Source organism: Natronoarchaeum sp. GCM10025703 (assembly GCF_042661985.1).
In the GTDB taxonomy this organism is placed as follows: domain Archaea; phylum Halobacteriota; class Halobacteria; order Halobacteriales; family Natronoarchaeaceae; genus Natranaeroarchaeum.
The window spans coordinates 373,963-400,782 of sequence record NZ_JBHSZF010000001.1 but is presented as its reverse complement, the minus strand read 5'-3'; the positions used below and the strand labels follow the sequence as shown (position 1 = coordinate 400,782).

Genomic DNA, 26,820 nt, shown 5'->3' with positions numbered 1-26,820 from the left:
TCCGGTGCTCTGACACCGGGTTTTCCGAAACCAGTTGTTTGGAGCTGTAGCTCTGGGATTTCCCTTAATTAAGGATTAGAGTGGAAAGGTAATAAGTGTTTACTTACTTATCTTTATAGAGCGCAATACTGTGGTCTGTTTTTCTCGTACCTTCTTGATTGATGGCATGTCAGCGCCAGTCGTGTAGCAATCAGACTCCGAATCACGCTGAGCGTAACAGACGGTTCTCCAGGGCTTCGTTGATTTGCACTCTAATCGCCTGTAGAGACTCTGAAACTCTATGTAACAACCTTCCGAAAAGGCTGTTACGCGGATTTTAGGTATGTGAACGACCAGATAACAGGCGTATTAGGGTGCTGGCCAGAGCCGAAAAATCTGAAAACCTTCTCTGTACTCTACCAAGGGGTGTATATCCATTTTCTACCCCATACCCCCTTTCAGTTCCACACAAAGTATTTGTAGAGTAGTGGTGACGAAGGGAGTGCGATATTGCCTAATTTCGGCGTCCAGAGGGTGTGTAGTTCGTGTAACAGTCTTTTTCGGTGGTTGTTACACGGTATCTCAGGTCCTCTACCTGTCGTACAGGGTTGAAAGTCGAGAATTGAACAAACTACGCTGTTACGTTCAGGGAAAACGGCTATTCATCGGCCGTGAGTGCGTCCTTGTACCGTTCGCTGATCTTCTCCCGAGCGTCCTTCGGGATATAGACGCCGTCCCAGACCCGGACCACGTCGGAGGTGTCGTCGTCGGTCGCCGCCGCCCGGTTCGATTTCGTCTCAGCGTCCGGGTACTGATGCTCGGCCGTAATGTAGTTGTTCAGTTTGTGCTTGCTCTGGGCCGCCGTGGGCGTCGACCGGATGTACTTCTTGTAGTACCGGTAGAGCGTGTCGACGCGCATCGGGTGGTCAAGCTCGTCGTCGACCTGGGGGTCACCGCTGGTGATGAAGTTCCGGACGAACGTCGCGGTGGTGTCCTGGTAGTTATGCCAGTTCTCACGAATCTCGTCGGCGTTCTTCTCGCCCGTGAACTTCTGGTTCTCCTGGAGACGCTGATAGCCTTCGACCGCCCACGCAAGCACACCAGGGAGTTCTTGCTCGACGATCTTGTCGTCGAGTCCACGGATGGCGTCCATGTACTGGTCGTCTTCGTCGAAGGTGAACCGGTTCGGGAACTCCACAAACAGCCAGCGGCGGTAGAACGCTCGCTCGGCGTTCTTGACCTTTGGGACACTGTTCGCCGCGAATATCATCTTGGCTGGGTTCTCCATCTCGAACGCGGTCTGGTACTTCGGCTCGACACGGACACGGTCGCCGCCCGTGAGCTTCTTGAACATCGACGTCTCCTCGATCGTCCCGCCTCGGATGTCGGAGTTCATATTCGCCGTCTTGTGACGAAGCCGCTGGAGTCCGAACTGTGCGCCGGCCATGTCGGTCAGGTCGTCGTGGCTCACGTTGTCGTGACCGAGCATCGCGGTGAGGACGTTCTCGAAGACGCCCTTCCCGTTGTCACCGCCACCGAGGAGCATCAGAGCCTTCTTGAAGGGGTATTCGTTGGTGTGGAGACACGACCCAGCGTACTCCTGAACCATCATCTGACTCTCAGGTTCGACACTCTTGCTGATGAAGTCGTCCCACATCGGTGCTTCAGCGTCCGGGCCTTTCCAGGCGACGGGGAGCCGCATGATGGCGTAGTCGTCGGGCTCAAGCTCGCGGACAATCTCGCCTTCCATCAGGTCCAGGAGGCCATTCTCGACGGCGACCTGGGTGCCACGGATGCCCATCTCCTCCCACTCGACGCGGTATTCCTCGTGGGCGCGGATGTACCCGTTGAGGAACTCCTTTTTGACGTTGTCACCGTAGTGCTCGTTCAGGAGATTCTGGAGGATACGGGCGATCTTCCCCTCGTCTTCTCCCCAGATACCGTCGTCGTAGACAAGAACTCGGTCGTTGGTGAAGATTATGTCTTCGTTCTCTTTGACCCACTGGTGGCACTTGTTCGCCATCGCTCGGTCTTGCATTTGATTCCAGTTGAACTCGTTATGGAACTGGGTAGCCGAGAGTTCGCCGAGGGGTGGTTCGTCGTTCTCAGCCAACTCATCGCTGTCGCCATTCTGGAATCGGTCGACCGTCTTCTCGACGTACTCCCGCCAGTCAGCGATCGGCATATCGACTCGGTTGAACTCGATTTCTTCCATCAGGTCCTCGTACTGGAAGTCATGCTCGAAGGGGTCGTCTTTCCAGGCGGCGATGGTCGGACCAGCACCGCGATGCTTGAGGAGCGCTTGCGGGCTCCCACCGTTTTCTTCGAGAACCGCAACGACCTCGTCGTAGCTGAGGAGGTCGTCTGGCACATCACTAACGGGGGACATCTATTCAGAACCACCCAAAGTTGTTCGATTACTGTTGCACTTGTCTCTCTGAATTGTCAATACTTCTCTTTTTGTCAAGTGTGACTTACTTGCTGAGTTGGCGTCCGGGTTCTGATTGGTCATGTTTTGATCTTCTACGGTAGCGGCTAACCGAATGAACCTATCCGACCAAAACTGACATACAGTTCCGTGACGTACGATAACACGGAAGCTCCACTTCTGGTCGAATTGGCTCCCACATTCAGTTCGACGCTGTCCGGACGACCCAACCCGTCTGGACGGCTTTCAATTCAGATTCAATTAATCGTCAGTGGCGCTGGCACTTTCGTTTAGATTTTCTAAGAGATAGCCAATTGTCTCATTGTAGTTTTCGTGTTCCAGGCTATCACGTAGGTCCTTCACTTCGTCGCGCCGTGTCTTAGTGATCGGACCGAGTGTGGTGATATTCATTTTCTCTCACTCACCTATCATAGTCAAGACAGTGATGTATATATACAAGTTTTCCCAAGCTCGCGGCGTGGCTCTGTATTCACAAGATTAGTGATTCTTCCTTCCGTAGAACAACTAAACCACCAGACTCCGCCAGACTGGATATTTAATTTCATCATATACGGTGAGCTGACACCGGCCCTACGAAGAAGCCTCGCTTTGCCACTATAGAATCACATCTTCTTCTCGAAATTTAGATAGTTAGATAGACTAATCCGATGCTGACATGCCATCAATTGCGGTGGCGAGTAACACGAGAGTATCCAACCCGGTATCAAAGACTAAGGAAATCAGGGGGTGTTGAGTACTCGGGAGACTTAGGAAATCAGGGGGTGTAGATTGCAAGCCTCTACATATCGTGCTCACTCATCCGCCATCCTTGTATAATATCAGGACCGTCTGTAAAAATTGGCCGTGGGGGTGCCAGAGACCTTCATCGGGGTGTTTAGGGGGCGTCGAAATTTGGGGTTGGTTCACTCGGGGTCGAGTGTCTCTTGTTCGAGGTTCGGCTCCTCCCACGGGTCGTCCGGGTCGACTGTGCTCAGCGCGTGATCGAACTCAGTACCGGTGAACTCCGCGGTGGTGTCGTCGGCGTCGGCGACCAGCTCCATATTGATTCGCTTGAACCGCGCCTCCATATCGGCCATCGAGTCTGTCCGGGAGCTGTGGACGAGGAAGTGGCGGTAACCCCGGTTCATTCCCGATCCTTGGGACGTATGAGTATCGAATACCACGTCGTGCTCGCCGCCGGGATCGAGGTCGCCGGCCGGGAAATCGTATCGTGGCTCACGGCCTTCTTCAGCGGCGTTCACGCGCTCCTCAGCAATCCGGGAGAAGGTATTGTTGAGATAGTCGCATAACCGACTGGACTGTGCCTGGGCACATACCACGGCCGCTCTGAGGGCACAGACACGTCCCCGCTCGGTCTCAGCGGACCAACCCTCGACGACATCTACCTGTCCGGTTCCAAGTTGGTAGAGAGATCGGACCTGTGAAGTCACATCGCTCTCGACACTGGTATCCTCAGTCGCTATTGTTACAATGCGCTTCCAGTACATATTGTCGTATCCCGACCTAACGAGTTCCCAAGCGGCCCACGCCGCGACCTCCTCGTCGGATCGCCTCACCGACTTCTGTAGCAACGAGCTCACGTCGAAGATGTTGTATCGGGCATCTGTCTGGAATCTTCCAGTGGGCTCTCCATCGTCTCCTACATTCTTAGTTGCCTGTTCGTCTTCCTCGCCTTCTTCTAACTCTCCATCCTCGCCGAAGCGAAGCTGGTCACTGTTGTCACTCACGGTGTTTCCCGGATAAAAATAAGAAGTATAGTATAATAAATCTTTACTATCTGATACAATCGACTGAGTGTTTCCAGTTTAGGGAGGGGCAACTACCTTGAGCACGTGGTCTGAAAACCAGATAAGATGCCGCTTGCTGATAACCAACAACTAACTCGCGTCTGGGATGCATTCGAGGAAAATGAATATCGGATGGAAGATAGCCAGGGTGATATTGTCGATATGGAGACGGCCGATGAGCGCCGACGTGATAGACTCCCCCGTCTCTGTGACCTCATAGACGCTTTCCTCGATGAGGACATGGCGCTGGGTGAGTTCAAGTCAGAGATTGATGGGCAAAACAAGCGATTCCCGTACTGGGGATTCAAAGGTATGAACGGGATGATGTTTTTCAATATGCTCTACAGTTCCGCTGGCGAAGGTCGGCGGGACGAACTTGCTGATCTTCTCCGGAACCTTATCCAACCACCAGAAGACGAGAGTGCGGCCAAAGAGAAAATTCGGACTCTGGAAGGGTTCGTCGAACGGCTTCGCAATGAGGTGGATGACCTCAGAAAAGCACCTCGTCCAGGCTCAATCCCGTACTTTCTCTCGTACTTTTGGCAAGTACACGACCCTAACCGATACCCCATCTATTACACGTCGATGGTGAATGCGCTCTCTGACCTTGCAATCTGGGAGCCGAAAGACGACCTGGCTGACAGCTATGCTGAGTTCTGGGAGTTAAACGAGGAGATGCGGGAATCGTTGGCCGACTATACTGGGCGAGATATGCATCTGTGGACCGTTGAGCATGTCTTCTGGTACTGGCAACAGCGCGATGAGTTCGATGAAGATGACGACGATGATTCGGTGGAGACAACACACCAAACACTCCCGGATAGCTACACACCACCTATTGTGTCTATTCTCCCTGACCTTGCTGACAACACCGAGGAGATGGAGGAACTTGCCGAGGAGACTGGCAACGCTGTTGAAACACTGTTCGAGAACCGTCTGGCGAAGTGCCTCCGAATGATCGGGTTCGAGGTTGAGGAGCTCGGCCAGGGGATGGGCCGCAACCCCGATGGTGTTGCCAAAGACCGGATGCACAATTACGCGATTATCTACGATGCGAAAGTACGTCGCAACGGGTACAGCATAAACACAGGAGACGAGAGACAGTTTCAGGACTATATCAATAGAGAGGTACCAACGCTCCGAAACCAGGGCTTCCGGAACATCTATTTCGCGGTCATCTCGGGAACCATCTCCGATGAGAGCCAAGAGGCGGTTCGTACTCTCAAGATTACAACTGATATTCAGGAAGTCCGGCTTGTCGAAGCCGATGCACTTCTGGCTCTACTTGAGAATCGCTTGCGTGATCCGATGTTTAGCCTTGGTCCGGGTGATGCCAGCGGTCCAGGGATTCAGGACTTCTTCGCTGAGAGTGGTATCCTTTCCGCCGCGGACATTCGTGAGGAACTTGGCATCTAATAAAGAGAACACTACACCCAGATGTGTAAGCAACTTCTTGTCGACGTCGTCTCTCAATTTTCCCCTAAAGCCTTCAGAAGTAGCTCACCATTCTCGGTTAGCTTGTAGTACTTCTGTTGCCGACCCTCCTCGCGTTGTTCGGTGACAGCGATCATCCCTTCTTCCTCCAGTTCATTCAGATGTGTGTAGATTCCACCCGATGAAACTCCGATCTCCTCAGCGATTGCATAGCCGTGAGCGGGGCCGTTCTTGAGTTCTCGAAGAATATTGTGCTTCGTCTTGCCTATCAGACTCATCTCCAAGAAAATCCTGTCCGGTTTTCGGTAAGGTATATAAAAGAAATCCTGACCGGTTAGAAAATCAGATGCATTAGAAATATCTTGGTGGTAAGAGACAGAAGTTGCATGCGAACCTTTGACCTCGCTCAGAGCAACTCGGAGTTTGCCGCTGACGAGTTGGCGAGGTCTGACATTCGAAACGAGTCCGTGCTTGAATCGCTCCTACACGCGAATCCTCAAACTATCCTGGATGAGCCGGTGTTTATTTTCGGGCGACAACCAGCGGTCGACACCGGAATCCTCGATCTTCTCGCCCTCGATCAATACGGGAATCTCCTCATTATCGAACTGAAAGTCGGGCAAAGTGGTTCCGGGAGTGCAAGCGAGGAGACCATTTTGAGCCAGCCACAGAACTACGCTCAGTCACTCGAATCGTACACGTACGACCGCTTGGACGACATCTACCAAGATTACCGGGAAGACATCCAGAGTGGGCGGTGGGCGGTCAGTGACGCCGCTGTGCCCACTGATGATCTTCAGTCAGCCTTCAAAGACGTATTCGGAGAGTCACTGGAGCCAGACGAGTTCAACCCCGACCAGCGGATGGTCATCGTCGCTGAACAAATCACGCCACGGACCCAGAGTAATGCACGGTATCTTCTGGACCAAGGCCTCAACATCCAGTGTATCGAAATTCAGCGGTTTAATTCCGAGATAACCGACCACACTGTTCTTGCGACCAACACAGTTGTGGATCATCACCTCTCGCGTGTGCGTCCAGACCGGAAACTGAACCCGATATACCCTGATGTAGTTCGAGACCTTGTCGAAAGAGTGTTCCCGGAACTCCAGTCCGTCATCGGAGTAGACAGCGCCGAGACGGCGTTTCAAGACATAGAAAGCCACAGACCTCACCTACGGTCGAAGCATCCCAACCACCCAGATGATCTGGTGTACACGCTGTACCTCCGTCCTGTCGAGTGGGGACTTGTGATAGTTGGCATGGATTATTGGGGCGAGGAAGACGAGACGCTGGATACGCTTCGCCGTAATGCGGAACTATTCGAGGAGCGAGGCTTCCAAATCAGTCAGGACCGTACACGGGATCGAATTGTCCGGAGAAACTGGGAAGTGGAGTCTACGGACGTACTGAGCGATGATGCGTTCTTGGAGGAAGTGGCAAACGAGTTTGTGAATCTCGTTAAGACCGGACATGAGGTCTTCACGGGCGACGGGCGGTAACTGACGGCGTGGGCGACGACGGCCCAAAGCAACGGTCGGGGTGGTTTGGCTGGGCGTCTGGATGGGTATGTCGACCTCTTTGGTGGGTTGCCGCCCCACATCAGGGGAGCCAGAAACGGACTGGTGGAGTCGGGCTGTCTATCCCGATGGTCAGGACCGGCCGTTTGAGGGAGAGATCAGAGGCTCCGGCCGGGCTGTGGTAGCCCGTTACTCACCCTTTCTGAAGTGAGCGTCACCAGATTTGTTCAGCGGCGTCGTTCCGCGTTTCCGCGTCTGAGTGAAGATACTTCATCGTCGTCGTGACGCTCTTGTGCCGAAGTTGCTCCTTGGCGTGGTGTGGCCCAATGTGATTCGCCCAGTATGTCGCAACCCCGTGACGAATCGCGTACCACGTTATGTCTTTGTGATCTGGGATAGGAAGATCACCGTCGTCGACGAGCCGACTCAGTAGGTAGTTACATGACTTCTGAACTGTACGTAGTCCCTTGCTTCGTGAGCCAGAGCTCATCCCGACCACTGTACTTATCGTACGTTGCTCGCTCCTTTAACCACCGTTCAAGCACTCTTGCTGTGCGTCCCTTGATCGAACAATTCCAGTGAGCTTCGTTCTTCGTGGACTCGTCCTTGGGAATGTTGAGCTCGTTGTTCTCAAGATTGACCCACTCCGTAGTAGCTCGGCCCACCTCAATGGGACGGAGCCCAGTGTCCAACGTCACAGCGATGATCGACGGTTCTTTCCAAGAGTTGGCCTGTTTGAAGTGCTCGGGGCCGACCTCGGACTTGGGCACACCGAGTCGCTGGGAGACGAATGTCTTCAGCCGATCACGCTCCTCGGAGGACATGTCGCTATGGTAGCTCTTGATTGAGTTGTACTCCAGCGCCGCCTGATAGAGCGGCTTGAAAGCCGTCCGGCGAAGATAATCGCGCTCGTCGCCAGTTGCTTGACTCAATTCCGGCTTCGGTTCCCAGTCGTAATCGGTTCCGTGGATATGGTTTTGATACTTGAATAGCCGCTGGACAGCCTTCCCGTAGTGGAGTACGCTTGAATCGGCCATCCCGTCTGAGCGGTTGAGGAGTCGGATAAACCGATCCGCGTGGTCGGGAGTAAACTCTGTCGTGTAGGCGTCTTCGTCCTCCCAGAGCCACCGGAAGACAATTTCGAGCTTGTAGTGTGTCGACTGAAGCGTACTCTGTGCGAGGCCCTGGCCTTTCTCTGGGTGTTTCCCGTACGAGCCGAGCCACGAGAGTACCTCCTGTTTGAAGTCGCGGTAATCGTCGACCATGTTGAGCCCGTATGCTTCGAGGTCTTCGCGTGATCGTTCACTAATGAGCGGGAAATCGAGTTCCACTGGTTCCGGAGCCGATGGAAGGCCGTCCTTGGGGGTGCCATCACCGGCGGGGAGGTTGTCCAGCGGATCGGGCTGGTTGGTCACCCGCGCGCACCTCCGGTTGTTTGTGTGCCATGACACTTTCTTGAATCGCAAGACGGCGTAGCTGTCGGGTTGTAGCGTTTTCGTACGTTATTGGACATCGTTTGGCTCTCCTGAGAAGGGCGAAATCAGCCGAGAGAGCCTGTAATACCGTGTAAGCCAGGCCGGGATTTGAACCCGGGCTCTCGTCCTTACCAAGGACGCGCTTTACCGCTAAGCTACCCAGGCGCCAGGTATACTCCGATTGTCGGGAATTGACTTTATGCGTTTCGATTCGGGGACGGCGCGGCATGCAGTACCGTGATCCCGGCTTGAGAGTCAGTGATCGGTCGCCGACTGCTGGACGTGGTCGTCGGCGCCGTCGCAGAGCGCGAACCGAGCGTGGTATCGAGGTCGTTGGGAAGTAGTTCGTCGGCCGGTGGGAGCGGAGCATCGGCGCCTCCGAGTTCCGTGGCGAGGTCGAGTAGTTGCGGCGGGACCAGGCCGGCGTCCGCCGTCGGCCACGGACTGTCGCCTGCGGTCGCGCCAGCGATGACTGCTGCTCGAAGACGTTCCGTTCGAGCGACCGGTCGAGCGAGGCGGCAGCTTCGGTGCTCTCGGCGCTCCGGCGGAGCGTCTGGTCGCGGCCGAAGGCCTGGACCGTCTCGACGGCCTTGTCGGCGGCTTCGGTCCGCGCGAGCAGGTAGAAGCCGCGGGAAACGAGGACGTCGGCGGCGAGTATTTCGAGGTTCGGCTCGGTGTGATCGTTCGGATCGCGCTGGGCCCACGGCTGCTCGTGAGCCAGCGTACGGGTCAGGCGGAGCCCCTCGTAGATGAGCTGGACGCCTGCACCACGTTCCGCGACGGAGCCGGCGGTTGCCGACCCGTCGATCGCTCGTGCACTCGACAGGGTGAGCGCCCCGGGAGCCATCGAGCCCTCGTGGAGTCGGTCTTCGAGAAGCTCACGTAGGGCGTCCGGCTCGATATCGGTGACTGCGTCGTGTGCTGCCTGCCGAGTCCGCACGGCCTCATCCATCAGTCCGGGCAGGGAGAGGAGGGGCAAAGACCTTTGGAAAGTCTGCCTGTCCCACAGTCATCCCAACCGCATGCCAGCGCCGGGTCCATTCGGGAGACCTGACACTCGCTGGAAACGAGTGAGAGACCGCCAGTCTAGGCAATCCGACAGGAGAGGCAGCCACTGGACCACCCCCATCGACGTAACTTACAGGATGGGCGGGACCGCAGTCAGCGTATGATCGACGAGAGCGCCGCCGGCGATGTCCGGACGGTAACGCAGCACGACCGGAGCGTCGGAACGCACTGACTTCGGAGGGATTGGACGAGCTAGAGGATGCGATTACGGGGGCTGAGGAGCCGGTCGTCTATCTCCACGGTGCAGGCTCGGCGTTCTGTGCAGGCGCGGATCTCGACGTCGTCGACGCCCTCGACGATTCCGGTGCCGCCGCCGAGTTCGCCGCCCGCGGCCAGCAGGTCGCGAGAGCGATCGAGACCGCAGAGCCGATCGTCGTTGCCGGGATCGACGGCCCGGCCCGTGGCGGCGGCGTCGAACTCGCGCTGGCCTGTGACGTCCGCATCGCGACCTCAGACGCGACGTTCGGCGAACCGGGAGTTAGCTTCGGCCTGTTCGGGGCCTGGGGCGGGACAGTCCGCCTGCCGGAGGTCGTCGGTCTCGGTGACGCGATGGAGTTCTCGGTGACTGGCCGCGAACTCGACGCCGAAGAGGCCCGGCGGATCGGACTGGTCTCACGGCTCGTCGAGCGGCCGGATGCCGTTGCCCGCGAGATCGCAGAGAACGACCCGGCGGCGCTCGCCGTGCTCAAAAAGCGACTGCATGATACGTCGTCCAGGGCCGAACAGGAGCGTCGCGAGGCGGCCGCGTTCGCGGAGCTGGTGATGGAGCGCAAACGAACGAACGAAACCGGCGACTGAAACGGGTCAGTCGTGCTCTGGCGGCGCGGGCGGCATCGCGCGCTTGTGCGCGCTCCGTTCGTACATCTCGCGAACCGTCTCGATGGGCGCGAGGTCGATACCGAGCGTCTCGGCGGTCGCGCTGGCCGAGAGCGGCCCGTCAATATGTAGCGCGAGAATCGGATCGAGCGTGTCGTAGCCGATGCCCATCTCCTCTTCGTCGGTCTGGCCGCTCCAGAGCCCGGCCGTCGGCGTCTTCTCGACCAGATCCTCTGGGACATCGAGGTCACGCGCCAACTGGCGCACCTGCACCTTGTAGAGGTTACCGATCGGGTGACAGTCGACCGCGCCGTCGCCGTACTTGGTGTAGTAGCCTACCTGCGCCTCGCTCCGGTTCCCCGTCCCGAGCACGACGCGGTTCTCGTGGTTGCCCACCAGATAGTTCAGCACGGCACGGCTCCGTGCCCGGGCGTTCCCCACTGCGATGTCGTCCCCCTTCGCATCGGGATAGGCCGCGACGAACTGCTCGATGATCGGCGCGATTTCGATGACCTCGTACTCGATGCCGAGCATCTCGGCGACGCGTTCGGCGTCGCTCATGTTGTCCTCACGGCTTACGGTGCCGGGCATCACCAGCCCCTTGAGTTTGTCAGCACCCAGTGCCTCGACGGCAAGGTGTGCAACCGTCGTGCTGTCGATACCGCCGGAGAGACCCAGCACTGCCCCATCTGCTCCTGCATCGTCGACCGTCTCCGCAATGAACGTCGTGATGTGGTCACGTCGCTCCCCGAGTTCGTCGTCCGATAGTCGAAGCTCAACCATTATACCACACTACGTGCCCAGACGTGTAAATCATGTTCGTTTGATGCAAACCTTATCGGGATTCGTGGGGTGAAAGTAGCCGTTTCGACGGAAAAGACTGCACCATCGCCCCGCCCTGCGAGCAGCCGGTATCGTCGCCTCGTCGATCACCCGACGGAAGCGCTACGTTCAAGTATCGGGGTAGTCAACTCCGATATGTAACGGACCTCGAAGTGAGCGCCGGTGGTAAGCAAACCCCCTGAGTTTGCGAGCCTCGGCGCGCGAGGTACGAGCGCGCCGGTGGTAAGCGAGTTCGACGAACTCGCGAACTGCGGCGCGAACGAAGTGAGCGCCGGTGGTCCAGTGGTAGGACATTAGCTTCCCAAGCTAATAGCCCGGGTTCGATTCCCGGCCGGCGCACTTCCGACTGACACAGTCAGCCGACGTTTGCTTCGCTTTGCTCAGCAAACTCCCTTCGGTCGTTTGCCGCCCGATGTTCGCAAACAAACAGCGTTTGCTCACTCCCGGCCGGCGCATTTCTACTGCGAACATCAGTAAGCAGTGAAATCGCTACTGAATCGAACCCTGGAAGTCGCAGCGCCGAGCAACGCGATGGCGACCGTCTTCCTCCGGTTCGATTCCCGGCCGGCGCACTTCCGACTGACACAGTCAGTCGACGTTTGCTTCGCTTTGCTCAGCAAACTCCCTTCGGTCGTTTGCCGCCCGATGTTCGCAAACAAACAGCGTTTGCTCACTTCTGATCGACGCCGTCGATCAACGTTTGCTTCGCTCCACTCAGCAAACTCCCGGCCGACATCCTGTGTGGCCCGCGATTACGGAGAGTTCACCGGACTCGGCTCGTTCGACACCTGATCGGCAGGGAGTGCTCACTGGGGGCGTGCGACGCTCGAACACCGCATGCAGAGCACGTCCTCGCCGACCCAGTTAACGCTCGTCGAGTCACAGTTCGGGCAGTAGTGGTGGTCCGTATCGTACTCCGTCGATCCCCGGGGAGCGGCGAGATAGCCCGTCTCGACGACTCGTTCGAGCAGGGACGGAAACCGGCGGCGTTTGTACCGGGCGCGGTGGGCGAGAAAGTTGCCAGGAGCGGCGGGGTCTGAGCCGTGTAACTGCTCCCACTTGATGGCGATTTCGCCGTCAGCGAGGCTTCGAGCGACCTGTTTAATCGGCGTTGCGGCGGCCTCGAACAGCGGTGTCGTCCCCCAGCGCTGTGGATCGTCAATGCCGTCGCTCGCGTCCTCGTAGGCCGTACTCGCATCCTCGTAGGCGTCCTCTGTGCCGCTCAGGTCTCCAGCGACGTGGAGGTCAGCGACGAACTCCTCGAAGCAGGCGGCCTGTACCGGTCGCTCCGTGACGTGGGCGAGGTCGCGGGCAACGGCGATGCCCTCGACTGCTCGGCGAGTGGCACGGACGTCACGACCGGCAACGCGGTAACAGATCGCGGCGGTACAGAGGTAGCCGAGGCCGATGCCGACCCAGCCGCGTTCGTCGTCGTCGAACGGGCCGACGTCTTCGCGGGGACCCGAGAGGACCCGGCGCCCGGCGCGGGTGTAGGCGTCGCCAGCCAGTGGATACTCGCGGTCGGAGAGCGCAGCAATAGCGGCGTCGTACTGTCCGTCGTCTTCGGCGCGCATGGACGGCCTACGGTGCGGAGACGCACAAAGGTTCGTCCTGACAAGAGGTCGTAATAGAGCACCGAAGCCGCGGCGCTTTTGCCGAACGACGCCGTACCGGGCGGTAGTGAACCTCCACGTCCGGTACGAGGGCGACGACGACCCGGATAAGTGTACTGCGAAAAAGCTCGAGCGGTTCGATCTGGCGACCCTGCACAAGAGCGACCGGGCGACGCCCTATGGCGTCGTGTTGAACCCACACGCCGAACAGGCGCTCTCGCCCGCCGATACGACGGTGAGCGATCGGCTGGTCGCGCTCGACTGCTCGTGGGAGAGCGCCCGCGAGGCGCAGTTTACCGTCGACGGCGAACACCGGGCGTTACCCTTCCTCGTCGCGGCAAACCCGATCAACTTCGGGAAGCCGTTCCAGTTGACGACCGTGGAAGCGCTGGCCGCCGCGCTGTGTATTTTGGGCGAGCGCGACCACGCCGAGCGAATCCTGGCGAAGTTCACGTGGGGCGAGACCTTTCTGGAGATGAACGAGGAACCCCTGCGGCGCTACGCCAACTGCGAGGATTCGAGCGACGTCGTCGCGGTCCAGCAGGAGTATCTGGATCGGGAGTGATTGGGTGTGCGAGGTCGGGAATGGTTCAACGAGAGATGGGTAGTGACAGTTACTCCTCGACGGCGTCGAGCAGTGCCGAGCGGGTCTCCCGAAGCCGGTCGAGCACGGCGTCGTAGGCCAGTTCCGACTCGGTGTCGGAGGACAGCCGTTCGATCACACCATCCGATAGCTGTTCGGCGATCACCTCCGTCGCCGAGAGGAGCCATTCGGCCCGATCGGCCAGCCGTCTGACATCGCCCGGTGCGACCCCGTAGCGGTCGTCTAGCTGCCCGGGATCGACGCCTGCGATCCAGTCGTCGAGGATGCGTGCAGTCTTGACCGTCGCGAGCCAGGACTGGAAGTTGCCATCGAAATCGCGGACGGACTTGGTGAACTGGGCTTCGTTGCGCATGGCGAACTCGCTGAGGCGGCCCGCCTCCTCGCTGCGGACGTGCTGAGTGCTCATGTCTTCCGTATCACAGACCAGTTCGAGCACCGTCAGCGTCGTGACGCGGTCCATCGTCGCCGCCGTCCCGAGCGCCTCTACGACCTCCGCACCCGTGAGCGGGTCGACGTAGACCCGCGAGACGAGGCGGCCGAGATCGGTCGCAACCAGTCCATTGTCACGGCGGAGCATCCCCGTCGCGTCGAGATACGAGAGCACTTCGTCCGTGAGGTCGACCAGTTCCTCGGCGTCGCGCTGGTGAGCGAAAAACGTCGAGGCGAGCACGTCCCGAAGCCCCTCGCGGTCGTCCGCGAAGCCGCAGCGAGCGTCGCGAGAGCGTGCGTGCGAAGCGCCTCTCTGGAGGCGAGTTTCGACTCGACACGCTCGGGATCCGCGCCGATGTAGCGCTCACGGAGATCAGCGGCGTCGACCCCGGTCGCGACCAGCATCGCCTCGCCGTAGGGGTCCAGACCCGGCCGGCCGGCCCGCCCGAACATCTGGTGGACCTCCAGGATGGGCAGGGGTTCGTAGCCGTCGCCCGTGAAGCGCTCGTGATCCCGGACGATCACCCGTCGCGCGGGGACGTTGACGCCAGCGGCGAGCGTCGGCGTCGCACAGAGTACGGCGAGATCACGGTCTCTGAACGCCTGCTCGACGACCGAGCGATGCTCGGCGCGCAGTCCCGCGTGGTGAAACGCGACGCCGCCCTCCGTGGCCTCCGAGAGCGACCGCCCGGTGCTGGTCGTCGCAGTCTCGCCGATATCGCTCGCTACCGCCGGAGCCTGCCGGAACTCTTTGGCGGCCAGCGTCCGGGCGAGCGTCTCCGCCTCGCGACGGGAGTTGACGAACACGAGCGACTGGCCGCCGTCCTCGATCGCGTCGGCGACCAGGGCCGTCGTCGGCGGTTCGTCTCCCAGTTCGATACGTAGGCGGTCGCCGTCGTCGAACGCAACGCTTCCGTCGTCGTAGACGCCGGTCCGGAGATCGATCGGTCGCCAGGTCGAGTGGACGAGTTCGGCCTCCAGCCAGTCGGCGATCTCTCCCGCGTTCCCGACGGTGGCCGACAGCGCGACGATCTGCTGGTCCGGAACGAGTCGCTGGAGTTTCGCGAGCGTGACTTCGAGCGTCGGGCCCCGGCCCTGGGCGTCAGCAGGTGGACCTCGTCGACGACGACGCACTCTATCGCTTCGACCCAGCCGGCACCGTTCCGGATCGCCGAGTCGACCTTCTCGCTCGTGGCGACGACGATGTCGTGCTTGCCGAGCGTCTCGTCGTCGGTGTCGTAATCGCCCGTCGCGACGCCGACGCTTACGTCCGGAAGCTTCGAGAACGTTTCGTACTTTTCCGTAGCAAGCGCCCGGAGCGGGACGACGTACAGCGAGGAGCCACCGGTCGACAGCATAGCTAACTGCGCGACAAGCGTCTTCCCGCTGGCGGTCGGCATCGCCGCCACGACGCGCTCGCCGCGCGTGATTCCGGCCTCGACCGCGGCCACCTGCGGCGGGTACAGCGATTCGATCCCCCGCTCCTCGAAGTGCGCTACGAACTCCGACGCGAGCGACAGGTCCCGGACATCCATCTACCGGGTACTGGGGCGAGATCGTATTTAAACTACGGGGCGGCTATAGCTGTCGCGAACCATCAAGCGCGACGAGAACGGCGTTTGCACGCGGGGTTGCACGGTACTTGCGCCACTTGCCGTCTTTGCGACGCGTGACGAGACCAGCGTCGGTTAGCTTCGAGAGTGCGTGGCTGATCGCGCTATCGCTGACGTCGAGCAGCGGCGCGAACTCACAGACGCAGAGTTCGTCGTCCGCGGCGTGGAGCATTCGAACGATCTTGTAACGGGTCTCGTTCGCCAGTGCAGAGAGTAGTTCAACGTCGGTATCGAGGTCGGAGCCACCCGCTACGGCGTCGAGCGATTCGAGTTCGGCCAGTCGCTTGGTCACCTCCTCGTCGGCACACGCGTCCCGGTCGTCGGCGAGGTACCGCTGGAGGCGTTCGTTGGACGACATACCCGGATTTGAACGGATACTGAATTAAGGGTTTTGGAGTGTCTCTCGAAATCCCAGTAGATCACTAGTCCAAACAATTTAGTATTCACTGATATGACTCTAGCTCATGGCCGAAATAATCGAACGGCGAAACTGGACGAGTGACTGGAGGCCGATCCGCACGGATCGCTGCGGAACGTCGAAACGCCGTCGAGCGGGGTGTCCGGACTGATGGCTACCCACAAGCAGGTCAACTACCAGGACCTCGAACCGGTCTCGGGCGCGATGCGCATGTTGAGTGACTCGCTCGACAGCAGGCAGGTCGGCGTCTCAGTCGTCCGCTGTGATCCTGGCTGGAGAAACAAACCGCACGGCCACGCCGAGAACGGTCACGAGGAGATCTACCTCCTGCTCGAGGGCCAGGCGACAGTCGTAATCGACGACGAGCACGTCGAGATGGAAAGCGGCGACGCAGTCTGGATCCCCCGAGTTCGACGCGCCAGATCAGAAACAGCGACATGGAGAGCGCCTTCGTGCTTGTCAGTGCGCCGGCATCACGCTGCGTCGCCGCGACCTGCGAGGGCGAGGAGGACTTCTGGTCGACCGAAGGGTTCGTCGGCTAACTATCCCCTCATCGGTATCGAAGCGTTTAACAGTATGTTTGAGCAAGTGTTCAAATGAATTCGGCAACAAGCCGATTGCTAGACGAGTAGTCGCCGGACATACACTGCCCGAACGATTGAACGAATACTACGATTCAACGAATGACCGAACTAACCCTCTATGAAGAAGCGATGTGTTGCTCCACGGGCGTCTGTGGCCCCGATCCAGACGACGAACTCGTCGAAGTAAGCGCGGCGCTGGACCAACTCGACGACGAGTTCGAGACCGTCGAGATCAGCCGTGTGAACATGCAACACAACATCGAGCAGTTCCTCGAGACCCAGCGGATCTACGACCTCGTACAGGACCACGGCCCGTCCGTCCTGCCGATCACGGTCGTCGACGACGAGATCGTCGCCAAGGAAGAATACCTCTCCTACGACGAACTCGAAGCCAGCCTCGAGAGCCACGCCCAGCCCCAGGAGGCCTAATACATGCCCGAAACCACACACGAGGCCCGAGAGATCGTCGAACCGAGCAGCGAGGACACCGAGTTCGTCTTCTTCAGCGGCAAAGGCGGCGTCGGCAAGAGCACGGTCAGCTGTGCGACCGCCACCTGGCTCGCCGACAACGACTACGATACCCTGCTGGTCACCACCGATCCCGCACCGAACCTCTCGGACATCTTCGAGCAGGAGATCGGCCACGCGGTCACCGCTATCGACGGCATCGAGAACCTCTCGGCTATCGAGATCGATCCCGACGCCGCGGCCGAGGAGTACCGCCAGGAAACGATCGAGCCGATGCGCGAACTGCTCGGCGAGGACGAGATCCAGGCCGTCGAGGAACAGCTCAACAGCCCCTGTGTCGAGGAGATTGCCGCCTTCGACAACTTCGTCGACTTCATGGACAGCCCCGACTACGACGTGGTTGTCTTCGACACCGCGCCGACCGGACACACGATCCGGCTGATGGAGCTCCCCTCCGACTGGAACGCCGAACTGGAGAAGGGCGGCTCGACATGTATCGGTCCGGCCGCCTCGATGGAGGAGAGAAAGAAGGATTACGAGCGCGCAATCGACACGCTCCAGGATCCCGACCGAACCTCGTTCGCGTTCGTCGGAAAACCCGAGGACTCCTCGATCGACGAGATCGAACGGAGCGCGAGCGACCTCGGCGAACTCGGCATCGAGTCCCAGCTACTGATCGTCAACGGCTACCTGCCCGAGACGGTCTGTGAGGACCCCTTCTTCGAGGGGAAACGTGAGGACGAGCAGGACGTTATCGCCCGAGCGAACACCGAGTTCGACGCCGACGCAATGGCGACCTACCCACTCCAGCCCGGCGAGATTGCGGGTCTGGACCTGCTCGACGACGTCGGCGGCGTGCTCTATGACGGCGACGAGGCGACGGTCGACGTCGGCACCGCGGACAACGTCGAGGTCGACGAGGGGGTCGACTTCAACGCGCTGGCCGATCCCGACGCCGTCGCCGACCAGCTACGGCCTGTCGACGGGACGCGCTACCTCTTCTTTACCGGGAAAGGCGGCGTTGGCAAGAGCACCATCGCGTCGACGGCGGCGACGAAACTCGCCGATAGCGGCTACGAGACGCTCGTCGTCACGACCGATCCGGCCGCCCACCTGGAGGACATCTTCGGCGAACCGGTCAGCCACGCGCCGACCTCGGTCGGGAAGGAGAACCTCGACGCGGCCCGCATCGACCAGGAGAAAGCGCTCGAGGAGTACCGCGAGGACGTCCTCAGCCACGTCCGCGAGATGTACGGCGAGAAAGAAGACACACAGATCGACGTCGAGGCCGCAATCGCCAACGTCGAAGAGGAGTTGGAGTCGCCATGTGCCGAGGAGATGGCGGCCCTGGAGAAGTTCGTCAGCTACTTCGACGAGGACGGCTACGACATCGTCGTCTTCGACACCGCCCCGACCGGACACACCCTGCGCCTGCTCGAACTGCCCTCCGACTGGAAGGGCTTCATGGATCTCGGGTCGCTGACGAAAGGGGCGGCCCCGGCGAAAGGCGACAAGTACGACGAGGTCATCGAGACGATGCAGAACCCCCAGAAGAGCTCGTTCGCCTTCGTCATGTATCCGGAGTACACGCCGATGATGGAGGCCTACCGGGCAGCCGAGGACCTCAACGAGCAGGTCGGCATCGAGACGGCCTTCGTCGTCGCGAACTACCTGCTCCCCGAGGAGTACGGCGACAACGCCTTCTTCGCGAACCGCCGCGCCCAGCAACAACAGTACCTCGGCGAGATCAGCGACCGCTTCGAGGTGCCGATGATGCTCGCGCCGCTCCGACAGGACGAGCCGATCGGCCTCGACGAACTGGGCGCGTTCGGCGAGGAGATCACCGGACTGTCAGACATCAGCAGACGGGAAGAGGTGACTATTCAATGAGCCAGGAAGTATCCAACGAGCAAGCAGTCGAGGAGACGCTACAGACGTTCGTCGAGACTATCAAAGACTCCGAGACCTACGAGGCGTTCATGGCAGCCAACGAGCGCCTCGAGCAGGACTCCGACGCGATGGCGCTACTCCAGGAGTACCAGCAGACACAGCGCCAGCTACAGACGGGCGAGTTCGACGAGTCCGTAATGAGTGAACTGCGAGAGCTTCAGGAGGAGCTAAACGACAACGAGACGATTCAGGCCCACCGCGAGGCTCAAGAGGCGTTCGTCGGCCTGCTACAGGAGACCAACGACGCCATCAGCGAGCAGATCGGTCGCGAGTTCGCGCAGTCACTCGGAGGTGGGTGCTGTTGAGCTCCACCGACGAGGACGTGCTGGCGGCAGCCGAGGCCCTCGGCGAGGAACTCGCCGCGTCAGAGACGGACGCTTCTGAACGCCAGTTCGAGTCGTTACTCGTGGAGTGCAACGAGGCAATCACTGAAGAGACCGGCATCAAGTACGGCGAAGCCTGTGACGCTGGCGACTGCTGTTAAGTCGGCCAACGAGCAACGAAAAGGATGGCCGCGGAGTCGCCGATTAGCTTTCGACCGGTTCGGCGATCTCGTGTAGTTCGTCGACGGTGATCTCGATCTGGCCGTCGGGATCGGCCGATCCGGAGACCGGATCGAACGAGAGCGCGTACTCGTGCCAGTCGCCGATCCGGGCGGTCTCGTCGAGTATCTCCGCCTCGCTAAAGCCAACATCGCTCTCGGTGACGACGACCGTCTTCGAGCGACCCTCCGTGGGTCGCGATTCGAGTTTCAGATCGTAGGTGTGCCAGTCGCCAAACCGCGCGGTTACGTCGAGAATCTCCCCTTCTTCAAGCCACCGATCGTTTCGATGATCTCGTAGCTATTCCGTGTCATACAGAGAAACACAGGTGCTGGACGCTGAAAAGGGTGTTTCCAGACAATAATTCATATATACGGTCGACGTATGTGTTCCAATCGCCGTGATTTCAAAACGTACAGGTGCGTGTTCGGTCAAGAACTAAAAATAGTCTAGTCTCGATTCTGAACCGACTGCAGACTCGCTACCGCTCGTCTCTCGGAATTCGGATCCACTCGTCGATGATTCTGTCGCTCAGAGGTACGTTCGCCAGAAGAATAGTCCATCCTGGATTCTGAACCAGGGTCGAAGCCCCCAGAAGGCTTCAGGATTGGCCCCTACCCCAATGGACTGACATGTCTCTAACCGCTCACTTACGCGAGCGCTTCATCAGTTTGTACTGCCCTTTGCTATTTGAGGGTTTCGAACTCTTCCGGTGTGAGTCGGAAGAGTCCCCGAAAGCGCCTACCTGATCGGATAGAGATCAGTCATCCGAGGCTGAGTCGAACGCGTCGGCGCCCTCTGGAACGGTGTAGTGTTCTTTCCGATGGCAGTTCGAACAGAGGATGCTGCATTTTTCCATCTCGGCACGGATCTTCTCTCGTGAGTAGCCATACGTGACCATCTGGCCGATTGCCATCTTTTTGTCTGCACTGTCGAGGTGGTGGAAGTCGAGACAGGCCGGGTCGGCCTCGCCACACCGAGTGCAGACGGCGACGTCGCGTTTGTACGCGTATACCCATGCTCGGTTGGCAGCACGGCGGGTTTTGGTGCGTTCATTGTTCGTCTCGCGATGTCGGTAATGCCAGCGCTGGTCGGCTGTGAGGTCGCTCCACTCCAGTTCGTCGGGGATGGTGACGTCGTCTGGTTGGGCATCAAGTCGAGAGCCGCGCGAGTACGCGGTTTCGAGCTCGGCTTGCTCTTTCGCTGCGTTCCAGCCGTCCGTGACTCGTAGGATGGTCGACGCCGAGGGCGTCAATCCCAGTTGTTCGTACTGTGCTTTCGTCGGCGATTCACCCAGTCGCTGTGCAGCTTCGCGGAGTGATTTGAAGCAAGTCTCTTGTGTGATCATACAAATCCTGGCGCGTCATCTCGGATGAATACTCGCGCCCCACCCGTTGGGGCGCGTGACAAAACGAGCGGGGAACGTACGCCCAGTAGGATGCGTAGATCAGTTCATAATCGATTAGAGACGTTAAGACGTGTACATAGTGGCGTTCGGAGCATGGGACGAGTCAGAATCGGGTCATACTCGGTGGCCTCGTCCGAAAAGCACTCGACAGTAAACGAGTAGACGGACGTCTAGGTGCCAGAGACTGGATGAGCGCTCTGCCCGAGCAGTGAGGAGACGGCCGTTTTTTACCGGAAGAGCCTCCAGAGAGTGTAATCTACGCGATTGCGGGCTCACCACGTGAGAGTAGAATTGTTCATAATTGGTTCCCGTCTGCCGGTTTGACCGAACGAGCGAGGCCCCACACGGGTGAGCCTGTCCCAACGAGCAAGAGACGATTGGCTCAGTATCGAGCGATGCAGACGATATACTCGGAGAGAGCTACCCATCTCCGGGCAACAGTGTCGATCTCGACGTCGATCGATTGTTCTTTCCGACCTAGTTCGATTCGTGGTCCCATGAGACAGCCACTACCGGCCAATAGAGCCGATTATGAAAAACGAGCGAGTCTGTGAGAACGCGCGAACGTATCGCTAAAAGAGGGACCAAACGAGAAGTCAGGTATGAGTATGCAGTTAGGCCAAGCGAGCCGATAGCGACTTCCGTACCTGATCATGTGTGACCGACACCGACTTTGTACTCGATCTCGGATCCCTGTATATGTACGTTGGACGCTTCGTCGTCGTCGGCCCCTCAGTGGGCGCGTATCGAGTATCGTCACGGTCGTTTCCGAACCGAAAGGTCGTCGAGCGCGACGGCGCGCTGACCGTCGTCCCGACCGCCGAGGCCGAGGAGACCGACAACCCGTACGTCTCCTACAACTGTGTGCGGACGGCGGGCGACGCGGCCGTCCTCGGCAACGGTTCGCACGTCGATCCGATCACGGAAAAACTCGAACTGGGCTATCCCGCTCGTGACGCGCTCGCCGAGAGCCTGCTCGCGATGGATTACGAGAAGGACGACTACGACACGCCGCGCGTCGCCGGCGTGATCGGCGAGGATGCCTACATCGGAATCGTTCGGAAGGACGCGTTGCTCGTCGAGCAGGTCGAGGAGCCGACGCTGGTCGCGACCTACGAGAAGGACTCGCCGGAGGCGTTCGCGTTCGACGCCGATAGCGCGGCGGCGGCCGCAGGCCAGGCGTACGACCTCGACCTCGAACACGCGGTCTGTGCGGCGGGTATCGAGCGAACCGACGAGGGCGTCTCGCTGGCTATCGAGAACGGCGAGTAAGCGACTGCGGGCGAATTCTGAAGGAGATAGAGCGTGTAGCGATGCCCATGGACATCGGCGTCATCTCGGACGTGCACGGAAACAGGGTCGCGCTCGATACCGTCCTCGCGGACATGCCACCGGTGGACGCGCTGGTGTGTGCCGGCGACGTCGTCGGCTACAACCCGTGGCCCGCCGAGTGTGTCGACGAACTACGCGAGCGGAGGGTGCCGACGGTGATGGGCAATCACGACCGGGCAGTGGCGAGCGGGACGTCGTTCCGGTTCAACAACATGGCCGCGGCGGGGGTCGAACACGCCCGCAAGGAACTCGACGACGAGCAACTGGCGTGGCAGACGCGCTGCCGGACGAACGGATCGATTTCGGCGGGCGGATGAAACTCGTCCACGGCCATCCCGATGACCCGGACCGGTACACCTACCCCGACGAGTTCAGCGCCCGGATGCTCGACGAGGAGGACGTGCTGGTGATGGGCCACACCCACATTCAGCACTGCGAGCGATTCGGCGAGGGGATCGTACTCAACCCCGGCAGTGTGGGCCAGCCACGCGACGGCGATCCGCGGGCAGCCTACGCCGTCGTCGACCTCGATGGGATGGACGTCGATCTTCACCGTGTCGAGTACGATATCGACGCCGTGATAGAGGCCGTCAGAGGGACGGAGCTACCCGATCGGATCGGCCAACGATTGAAAAAGGGGCAGTGATCTAGAACCGCGTTTGCATGATCTCGAGGGCGGCCTCGCGGTCCGTCCAGTCGACGAACACGGCGATACTGGTCGCACTCGTGATGACGTCGAGGATGTTGATACCGTCCTCACTGAGGGGGTCGATGATATCCGAGAGTACGCCCGGCTGGTTCGGGAGCTGGCCGCCGGTGACGCGAATGACGGCGATGCCATCGTCGACGGTGATGCTCGACAGCGGTTCCTGATCGACGACCTCGCGATGCAGGACGGTCTCGGCGTCTTCGGCCTGTCGCTCGTCGACGTAGAAGGTGATCGAGTCCATTCCCGAGGCGACGGCGTCGACGTTGATGTCGCCCTGGCCGAGCGCCGTGGTGAGTTCCTGCAGGACGCCCGGACTGTTGCGGATCGCACGACCGGCGACGGTCATGCAGGCGAGCGGTTCGTCCCGCATGTCGACGAGACTGCGGAACTGGCCCTCGACCTGCGTCCCGCCAGTGAGCAGGTCGCCGTGCTGGTAGTGGACCACCCGAACGCCCATGTTCCCCTCTTTGTATGCCAGTGCGCTGGGCGCGACGACCTCGGCGCCGCGGAACGAGAGGTTTCGGAGTTCGTCGACGGTGATCTCGCCGACGTTGCGTGCTCCTTCGACGACACGGGGGTCGCCCGTCATGACGCCCTCGACGTCAGTGACGATGACGACCTCGTCCGCGTCCATGTACTTGCCGAGCATGACGGCGGTCGTATCACTGCCACCGCGCCCGAGCGTGGTCAGCGATCCGTCCGGAGCCTGTGCGAGAAAGCCGGTAATGACCGGTACGACATCGCCAAGCCGTCCGGCGACGTCCTGGGCCCGTTTGTGGGTCTCCTCCACGTTGACCTCGCCGTCCACGTCGGTCAGCACCGGCCACTCGTCGCTGCCCGGTTCGAGGAAATCGGCGTCGACGCCGCGCGCGCCGAGCGCTGCCTTGAGCATCCGGACGCTGGTCCGTTCGCCCATGCTGACGATCTCGGCGCGGTCCGCGGGATCGGCCTCAAAAGAGATCTCAGAAAGCAGATCGTCGGTCGTACTTCCCATCGCGCTGGCTACGATGGCGATCTCGTGGCCCTGTTCGACGGCCTTGGCGATAGAGTCTGCGGCACGGTCGATCCGGTCGCCGCTGCCGAGACTCGTCCCACCGAACTTCACGACTACTCGCATACTACCACCCGGCCGCTCGTGTGACTGTGGCTCATGCGGGTCAGTAACCAAGGGGAGCGGATAACTGTGTCCATTGCGCTCCGACCGGGATTGTCGTTCGTGATACTCTCAGCGATCCCCCACAGAGAGGTCAGTTTCAGAAGCAAACCGTCGAAACGCGGCCGGGAGCGTCACAAACGGTTTATCTACGTGGATCAATAGCACATAGCATGGAGATACGGGACGCAGTCGAAGCGGACGCCGACGACCTCGCAGCCATCGCGGACTCACCGACGGACGTGATGCGCAACCTCGTCCACGACCGGACGGTTCGTGTCGCCGAACCCGAGGGGACGGCGACGGATCCGAACACGGATACGGACCGCTCGGAGCGCGAGTTGCTCGGGTTCGTTAGCTTCGACGCGAAGACGAATACGGTCCACGTCACGCAACTGGACGGGACCACGGAAGCATGTCAGGCACTCCTCGCCGAACCGATCCGGTTCGCCAGACAGGAGGGGATGGACGTCGAACTGCTCGCTCCGACCTCCGAACCTGCGGTAGCGACTGCGGCCGAGGAGCTCGGCTTCGTCGCGGCGGGAAAGGGGCCGAAGTTCTCCGGCACCTCGACAGTTCGGTATCGGCTCGACCTGTAACGCGTCGGTGGAGCCGCGAGGGGAGCGATACGGAAGACGTCAGTCGGCGGTGCCCCCGGTAGCGCCGACAGGGGATTCGTACTTCAGGTCGGCGGCGAGGTTCGGGTGACATTCGGCACAGACCATCCGTATCCGCGTATGGGTCATTACGGCATCTCTGAGACGGTGCTCGAACCGGTGCGGGACGTCGTCGCCGCAGGTTTCGCAGGTAGGCATGATAGTCGTACACACACCGAGAGAATATAAATTTTGTCCAAACAGTCAGCGCTGAGTAACAGATTCAGATGTTAATTCGCTTGTTATCGCCAACACCAACAGTTCTGATCAGTAAAACTTTCGTATCGTGGTGTCGAGCGTGTCGAGGTCGACGATCGGCGCATAGCCGGCGTCGGGGTCGATGTTGACGCTCTTCTGGAAGTCAGTCTGGGCCTGCCAACAGCCGGAGTTGATCGCGAGAACGTTCCGGTACTTGCCGTAGCCGAGTTTATGGACGTGGCCCGTGTGAAAGATGTCCGGCACCTCGTCGATGACGAGGTAATCTTTTTCCTCGGGAGCCAGTCGCATATGCCCGCCGTACTGCGGCGCGACGTGACGTTTCTTCAGCAGGTGATACATCGGCTTTTCGGGCTCCTCGTAGGTCGCTTTCTCGTCCGGGAATTCCGCGATAATCTCGTCGAGCGAGACACCGTGGTACATCAGCACGGAGACACCCTCGATGGTAACGGTCGAGGGGTTGCTCGTGATCCGTGCGTCGTGGGCGGTCATGATGTCGCGCAGTTCCTCGGTGAACCCTGGCTGGGGCTCTGCCAGACGGACGGCGTCGTGGTTGCCCGGGATCATCACGATCTCGATGTCGCCGGGAACGGCCTTGAGATGTTCCGAGAACTGCTCGTACTGTTCGTAGATATCGACGATATCGAGTTCCTCGTCCTGATCGGGGTAGACGCCGACCCCCTCGACCATGTCGCCGGCGATCAGGAGATACTCGATCGCTTCGGCCGCTTCGGTGTGAAGCCAGTTCGCAAACCGGTTCCAGGCCTCGGTCATGAACTCCTGGCTGCCGACGTGGATATCGCTGATCAGCGCGGCCTGGACGTGCCGGTCAGCGGTCGACGGCTCGAACGTTCGCGGCACGTCCGGAAAGTACAGCGAGTCCACGAAGAGGATCCCGCCGTCGTCGGCGAGCGTTCCCTCCACGGCGATCACTTCGTCGAGGAGCAGTTCGTCGACCAGGTCCGCGAACTCGCGGTCTTTCATGACGAGACAGGGGAACGTTCCGGCGGTGTCTTCGAGTTCGACCAGCCAGTGACCGCTCGCTGTCGACCGGATATCGTTGACCATGCCGACGATGGCGGCGTCGGTGTTGCCGCCCATCGATTCGAGCGTATCCGTCGGCCGGTGGTTGACTCGGCCGCGCAACTGCCCGCTCAGTCGCTCGAAGCGGTCGCGAAACACGTCGACGAAATCGTCGTACTCGCCCGTCCCCGTGCTCTGGCCCGTCATATCGTTCGCTATCTCGATCGATCGGTGGGCAGCATCGCCACGGTTCGCGCCGTCGGCCCCCTCGAACGCGGTCGACGAGTCCGTCGCCCTGACAGTCGTCTCGGTATCGTCCGTGGGATCGCCTGTCACCCCCTTCGTTTCAGGTGGAGCATCCCGGACTCCATCTGCCTGTTCCGGCTCTCCATCTCCAGTTGAAACCGGGGGTCGTCGGGTGGGGTAGAGACCGTTCCGTCCCCTGATTCGGTCGCTCCTGCCTCCGTCACGCGCCGGACTCGCTCTTTAGTGACAGTCAGCGCGTCGTCCGGGGTCGACTCGACCACTGCCTGTAACGTTCGCGCGGGGTTCTCGGCGGACGCGATCAGCGTCACGGCTTCGCGGTCCGCGTTGTAGCCATGTCTGGTCAGTTCGCGAACGATTCTGGCGGGAGCTTCCAGCGGCACTACACATAGGATACCGTCAGGCAGTCAAAAACGTGCCGGACCGTTCCGGTAGCGAGCAGAAGGTTGATTTTCGGTGGCCGAATA

General features: G+C 60.0%; 23 protein-coding genes, 2 tRNA genes and 4 pseudogenes. 15 read left to right on the top strand and 14 right to left on the bottom strand.

From position 1 onward, the window contains the following. Window positions 1–637: 637 nt before the first annotated feature. Both ACFQH2_RS02195 and ACFQH2_RS02190 read right to left on the bottom strand, forming a co-directional pair. A complete protein-coding gene (locus tag ACFQH2_RS02195) occupies window positions 638–2,350 on the bottom strand; it encodes a DNA primase family protein (protein ID WP_377076399.1) in 1,713 nt (570 codons plus the stop codon). A gap of 980 nt (window positions 2,351–3,330) precedes the next feature. Continuing rightward, a complete protein-coding gene (locus ACFQH2_RS02190; protein ID WP_377056384.1) occupies window positions 3,331–4,155 on the bottom strand; it encodes a hypothetical protein in 825 nt (274 codons plus the stop codon). Between the two features lie 192 nt (window positions 4,156–4,347). Here ACFQH2_RS02190 and ACFQH2_RS02185 point away from each other — a divergent pair, with 192 nt between their 5' ends. Continuing rightward, on the top strand, window positions 4,348–5,631 hold the full coding sequence (locus ACFQH2_RS02185) for a hypothetical protein (protein ID WP_377076398.1): 1,284 nt from the start codon (window positions 4,348–4,350) through the stop codon (window positions 5,629–5,631). Window positions 5,632–5,684: 53 nt separating this feature from the next. Here ACFQH2_RS02185 and ACFQH2_RS02180 read toward each other — a convergent pair whose 3' ends face one another. After that, on the bottom strand, window positions 5,685–5,927 hold the full coding sequence (locus ACFQH2_RS02180) for a PadR family transcriptional regulator (RefSeq protein ID WP_377056380.1): 243 nt from the start codon (window positions 5,925–5,927) through the stop codon (window positions 5,685–5,687). 108 nt (window positions 5,928–6,035) lie between these two features. On the opposite strand from ACFQH2_RS02180, the gene ACFQH2_RS02175 reads away from it, so the two are divergent. Next, window positions 6,036–7,151, top strand: coding sequence for a hypothetical protein (locus ACFQH2_RS02175; RefSeq protein WP_377056378.1), 1,116 nt, complete (start codon window positions 6,036–6,038; stop codon window positions 7,149–7,151). Between the two features lie 455 nt (window positions 7,152–7,606). On the opposite strand, the gene ACFQH2_RS02170 is transcribed toward ACFQH2_RS02175, so the two are convergent. Beyond that, window positions 7,607–8,434 (bottom strand): site-specific integrase, encoded by an 828-nt coding sequence (locus ACFQH2_RS02170; protein WP_377076397.1) that lies wholly within the window; start codon window positions 8,432–8,434, stop codon window positions 7,607–7,609. Between the two features lie 304 nt (window positions 8,435–8,738). Then, window positions 8,739–8,809, bottom strand: a tRNA-Thr gene (locus tag ACFQH2_RS02165). 239 nt (window positions 8,810–9,048) lie between these two features. Here ACFQH2_RS02165 and ACFQH2_RS02160 point away from each other — a divergent pair. Both ACFQH2_RS02160 and ACFQH2_RS02155 read left to right on the top strand, forming a co-directional pair. Continuing rightward, entirely contained in the window at window positions 9,049–9,267 is a 219-nt protein-coding gene (locus ACFQH2_RS02160; RefSeq protein ID WP_377076396.1) for a hypothetical protein, read from the top strand. 545 nt (window positions 9,268–9,812) lie between these two features. Continuing rightward, window positions 9,813–10,510, top strand: a pseudogene (locus tag ACFQH2_RS02155) (enoyl-CoA hydratase/isomerase family protein). 6 nt (window positions 10,511–10,516) lie between these two features. Here the strand turns inward: ACFQH2_RS02155 and ACFQH2_RS02150 are convergent. Beyond that, the gene (locus ACFQH2_RS02150) at window positions 10,517–11,311 is read right to left on the bottom strand and encodes an NAD+ synthase (protein WP_377056370.1); all 795 of its coding nucleotides are present in this window, start codon (window positions 11,309–11,311) and stop codon (window positions 10,517–10,519) included. Window positions 11,312–11,639: 328 nt separating this feature from the next. Here ACFQH2_RS02150 and ACFQH2_RS02145 point away from each other — a divergent pair. Next, window positions 11,640–11,710 (top strand) — tRNA-Gly (locus ACFQH2_RS02145). Between the two features lie 467 nt (window positions 11,711–12,177). Here ACFQH2_RS02145 and ACFQH2_RS02140 read toward each other — a convergent pair. Beyond that, window positions 12,178–12,945: a hypothetical protein gene (locus ACFQH2_RS02140; protein WP_377056368.1), complete on the bottom strand. Its 768-nt coding sequence runs from the start codon at window positions 12,943–12,945 to the stop codon at window positions 12,178–12,180. 106 nt (window positions 12,946–13,051) lie between these two features. On the opposite strand from ACFQH2_RS02140, the gene ACFQH2_RS02135 reads away from it, so the two are divergent. After that, window positions 13,052–13,549: a DUF367 family protein gene (locus ACFQH2_RS02135; RefSeq protein WP_377056366.1), complete on the top strand. Its 498-nt coding sequence runs from the start codon at window positions 13,052–13,054 to the stop codon at window positions 13,547–13,549. A gap of 148 nt (window positions 13,550–13,697) precedes the next feature. Here ACFQH2_RS02135 and ACFQH2_RS02130 read toward each other — a convergent pair. Next, a pseudogene (locus tag ACFQH2_RS02130) lies at window positions 13,698–15,552 on the bottom strand (DEAD/DEAH box helicase); the annotation flags it as partial. A gap of 43 nt (window positions 15,553–15,595) precedes the next feature. Beyond that, the gene (locus ACFQH2_RS02125; protein ID WP_377056362.1) at window positions 15,596–15,988 is read right to left on the bottom strand and encodes an ArsR/SmtB family transcription factor; all 393 of its coding nucleotides are present in this window, start codon (window positions 15,986–15,988) and stop codon (window positions 15,596–15,598) included. Window positions 15,989–16,198: 210 nt separating this feature from the next. Between ACFQH2_RS02125 and ACFQH2_RS02120 the strand changes: the two are divergent. From ACFQH2_RS02120 to ACFQH2_RS02095, 6 genes and pseudogenes are all read left to right on the top strand, one after another. Next, window positions 16,199–16,590 (top strand): annotated as a pseudogene (locus ACFQH2_RS02120) (cupin domain-containing protein). Window positions 16,591–16,731: 141 nt separating this feature from the next. After that, window positions 16,732–17,061 (top strand): arsenite efflux transporter metallochaperone ArsD, encoded by a 330-nt coding sequence (gene arsD, locus ACFQH2_RS02115; protein ID WP_377056358.1) that lies wholly within the window; start codon window positions 16,732–16,734, stop codon window positions 17,059–17,061. A 3-nt stretch (window positions 17,062–17,064) separates the two neighbouring features. Further along, window positions 17,065–18,990: an arsenical pump-driving ATPase gene (gene arsA, locus ACFQH2_RS02110; RefSeq protein ID WP_377056356.1), complete on the top strand. Its 1,926-nt coding sequence runs from the start codon at window positions 17,065–17,067 to the stop codon at window positions 18,988–18,990. After that, entirely contained in the window at window positions 18,987–19,355 is a 369-nt protein-coding gene (gene hcsL / locus ACFQH2_RS02105) for a halo-CC-star protein HcsL (RefSeq protein ID WP_377056354.1), read from the top strand. The genes arsA and hcsL overlap by 4 nt, the downstream gene beginning before the upstream one ends. Next, window positions 19,346–19,534 carry a halo-CC-star protein HcsS gene (gene hcsS, locus ACFQH2_RS02100; protein ID WP_377056352.1) on the top strand — a complete coding sequence of 63 codons (189 nt, stop codon included), beginning with the start codon at window positions 19,346–19,348 and terminating at the stop codon, window positions 19,532–19,534. Before hcsL ends, hcsS begins: the two co-directional genes overlap by 10 nt. An 86-nt stretch (window positions 19,535–19,620) precedes the next feature. Beyond that, complete coding sequence (locus ACFQH2_RS02095) at window positions 19,621–19,812, top strand: hypothetical protein (protein ID WP_377076395.1); 192 nt, start codon at window positions 19,621–19,623, stop codon at window positions 19,810–19,812. 540 nt (window positions 19,813–20,352) lie between these two features. On the opposite strand, the gene ACFQH2_RS02090 is transcribed toward ACFQH2_RS02095, so the two are convergent. Then, window positions 20,353–20,940 (bottom strand): homing endonuclease associated repeat-containing protein, encoded by a 588-nt coding sequence (locus tag ACFQH2_RS02090; protein WP_377056348.1) that lies wholly within the window; start codon window positions 20,938–20,940, stop codon window positions 20,353–20,355. A gap of 759 nt (window positions 20,941–21,699) precedes the next feature. On the opposite strand from ACFQH2_RS02090, the gene ACFQH2_RS02085 reads away from it, so the two are divergent. Further along, window positions 21,700–22,272, top strand: coding sequence for an IMP cyclohydrolase (locus tag ACFQH2_RS02085; protein ID WP_377056346.1), 573 nt, complete (start codon window positions 21,700–21,702; stop codon window positions 22,270–22,272). Window positions 22,273–22,319: 47 nt separating this feature from the next. Further along, window positions 22,320–22,978: pseudogene (locus tag ACFQH2_RS02080) on the top strand (metallophosphoesterase family protein). Window position 22,979: 1 nt separating this feature from the next. Here the strand turns inward: ACFQH2_RS02080 and ACFQH2_RS02075 are convergent. Continuing rightward, on the bottom strand, window positions 22,980–24,158 hold the full coding sequence (locus ACFQH2_RS02075) for an aspartate kinase (RefSeq protein WP_377056344.1): 1,179 nt from the start codon (window positions 24,156–24,158) through the stop codon (window positions 22,980–22,982). Between the two features lie 209 nt (window positions 24,159–24,367). On the opposite strand from ACFQH2_RS02075, the gene ACFQH2_RS02070 reads away from it, so the two are divergent. Further along, complete coding sequence (locus ACFQH2_RS02070) at window positions 24,368–24,793, top strand: hypothetical protein (RefSeq protein ID WP_377056342.1); 426 nt, start codon at window positions 24,368–24,370, stop codon at window positions 24,791–24,793. Window positions 24,794–24,832: 39 nt separating this feature from the next. On the opposite strand, the gene ACFQH2_RS02065 is transcribed toward ACFQH2_RS02070, so the two are convergent. The 3 genes from ACFQH2_RS02065 to ACFQH2_RS02055 all read right to left on the bottom strand — a co-directional run bounded on the left by ACFQH2_RS02065 (window position 24,833) and on the right by ACFQH2_RS02055 (window position 26,736). Next, window positions 24,833–25,009, bottom strand: coding sequence for a hypothetical protein (locus ACFQH2_RS02065; RefSeq protein WP_377056340.1), 177 nt, complete (start codon window positions 25,007–25,009; stop codon window positions 24,833–24,835). A 108-nt stretch (window positions 25,010–25,117) separates the two neighbouring features. Continuing rightward, window positions 25,118–26,425, bottom strand: coding sequence for a DNA-directed DNA polymerase II small subunit (locus tag ACFQH2_RS02060; RefSeq protein WP_377076394.1), 1,308 nt, complete (start codon window positions 26,423–26,425; stop codon window positions 25,118–25,120). Beyond that, window positions 26,422–26,736: a hypothetical protein gene (locus tag ACFQH2_RS02055; RefSeq protein WP_377076393.1), complete on the bottom strand. Its 315-nt coding sequence runs from the start codon at window positions 26,734–26,736 to the stop codon at window positions 26,422–26,424. Before ACFQH2_RS02055 ends, ACFQH2_RS02060 begins: the two co-directional genes overlap by 4 nt. Window positions 26,737–26,820 lie beyond the last annotated feature (84 nt).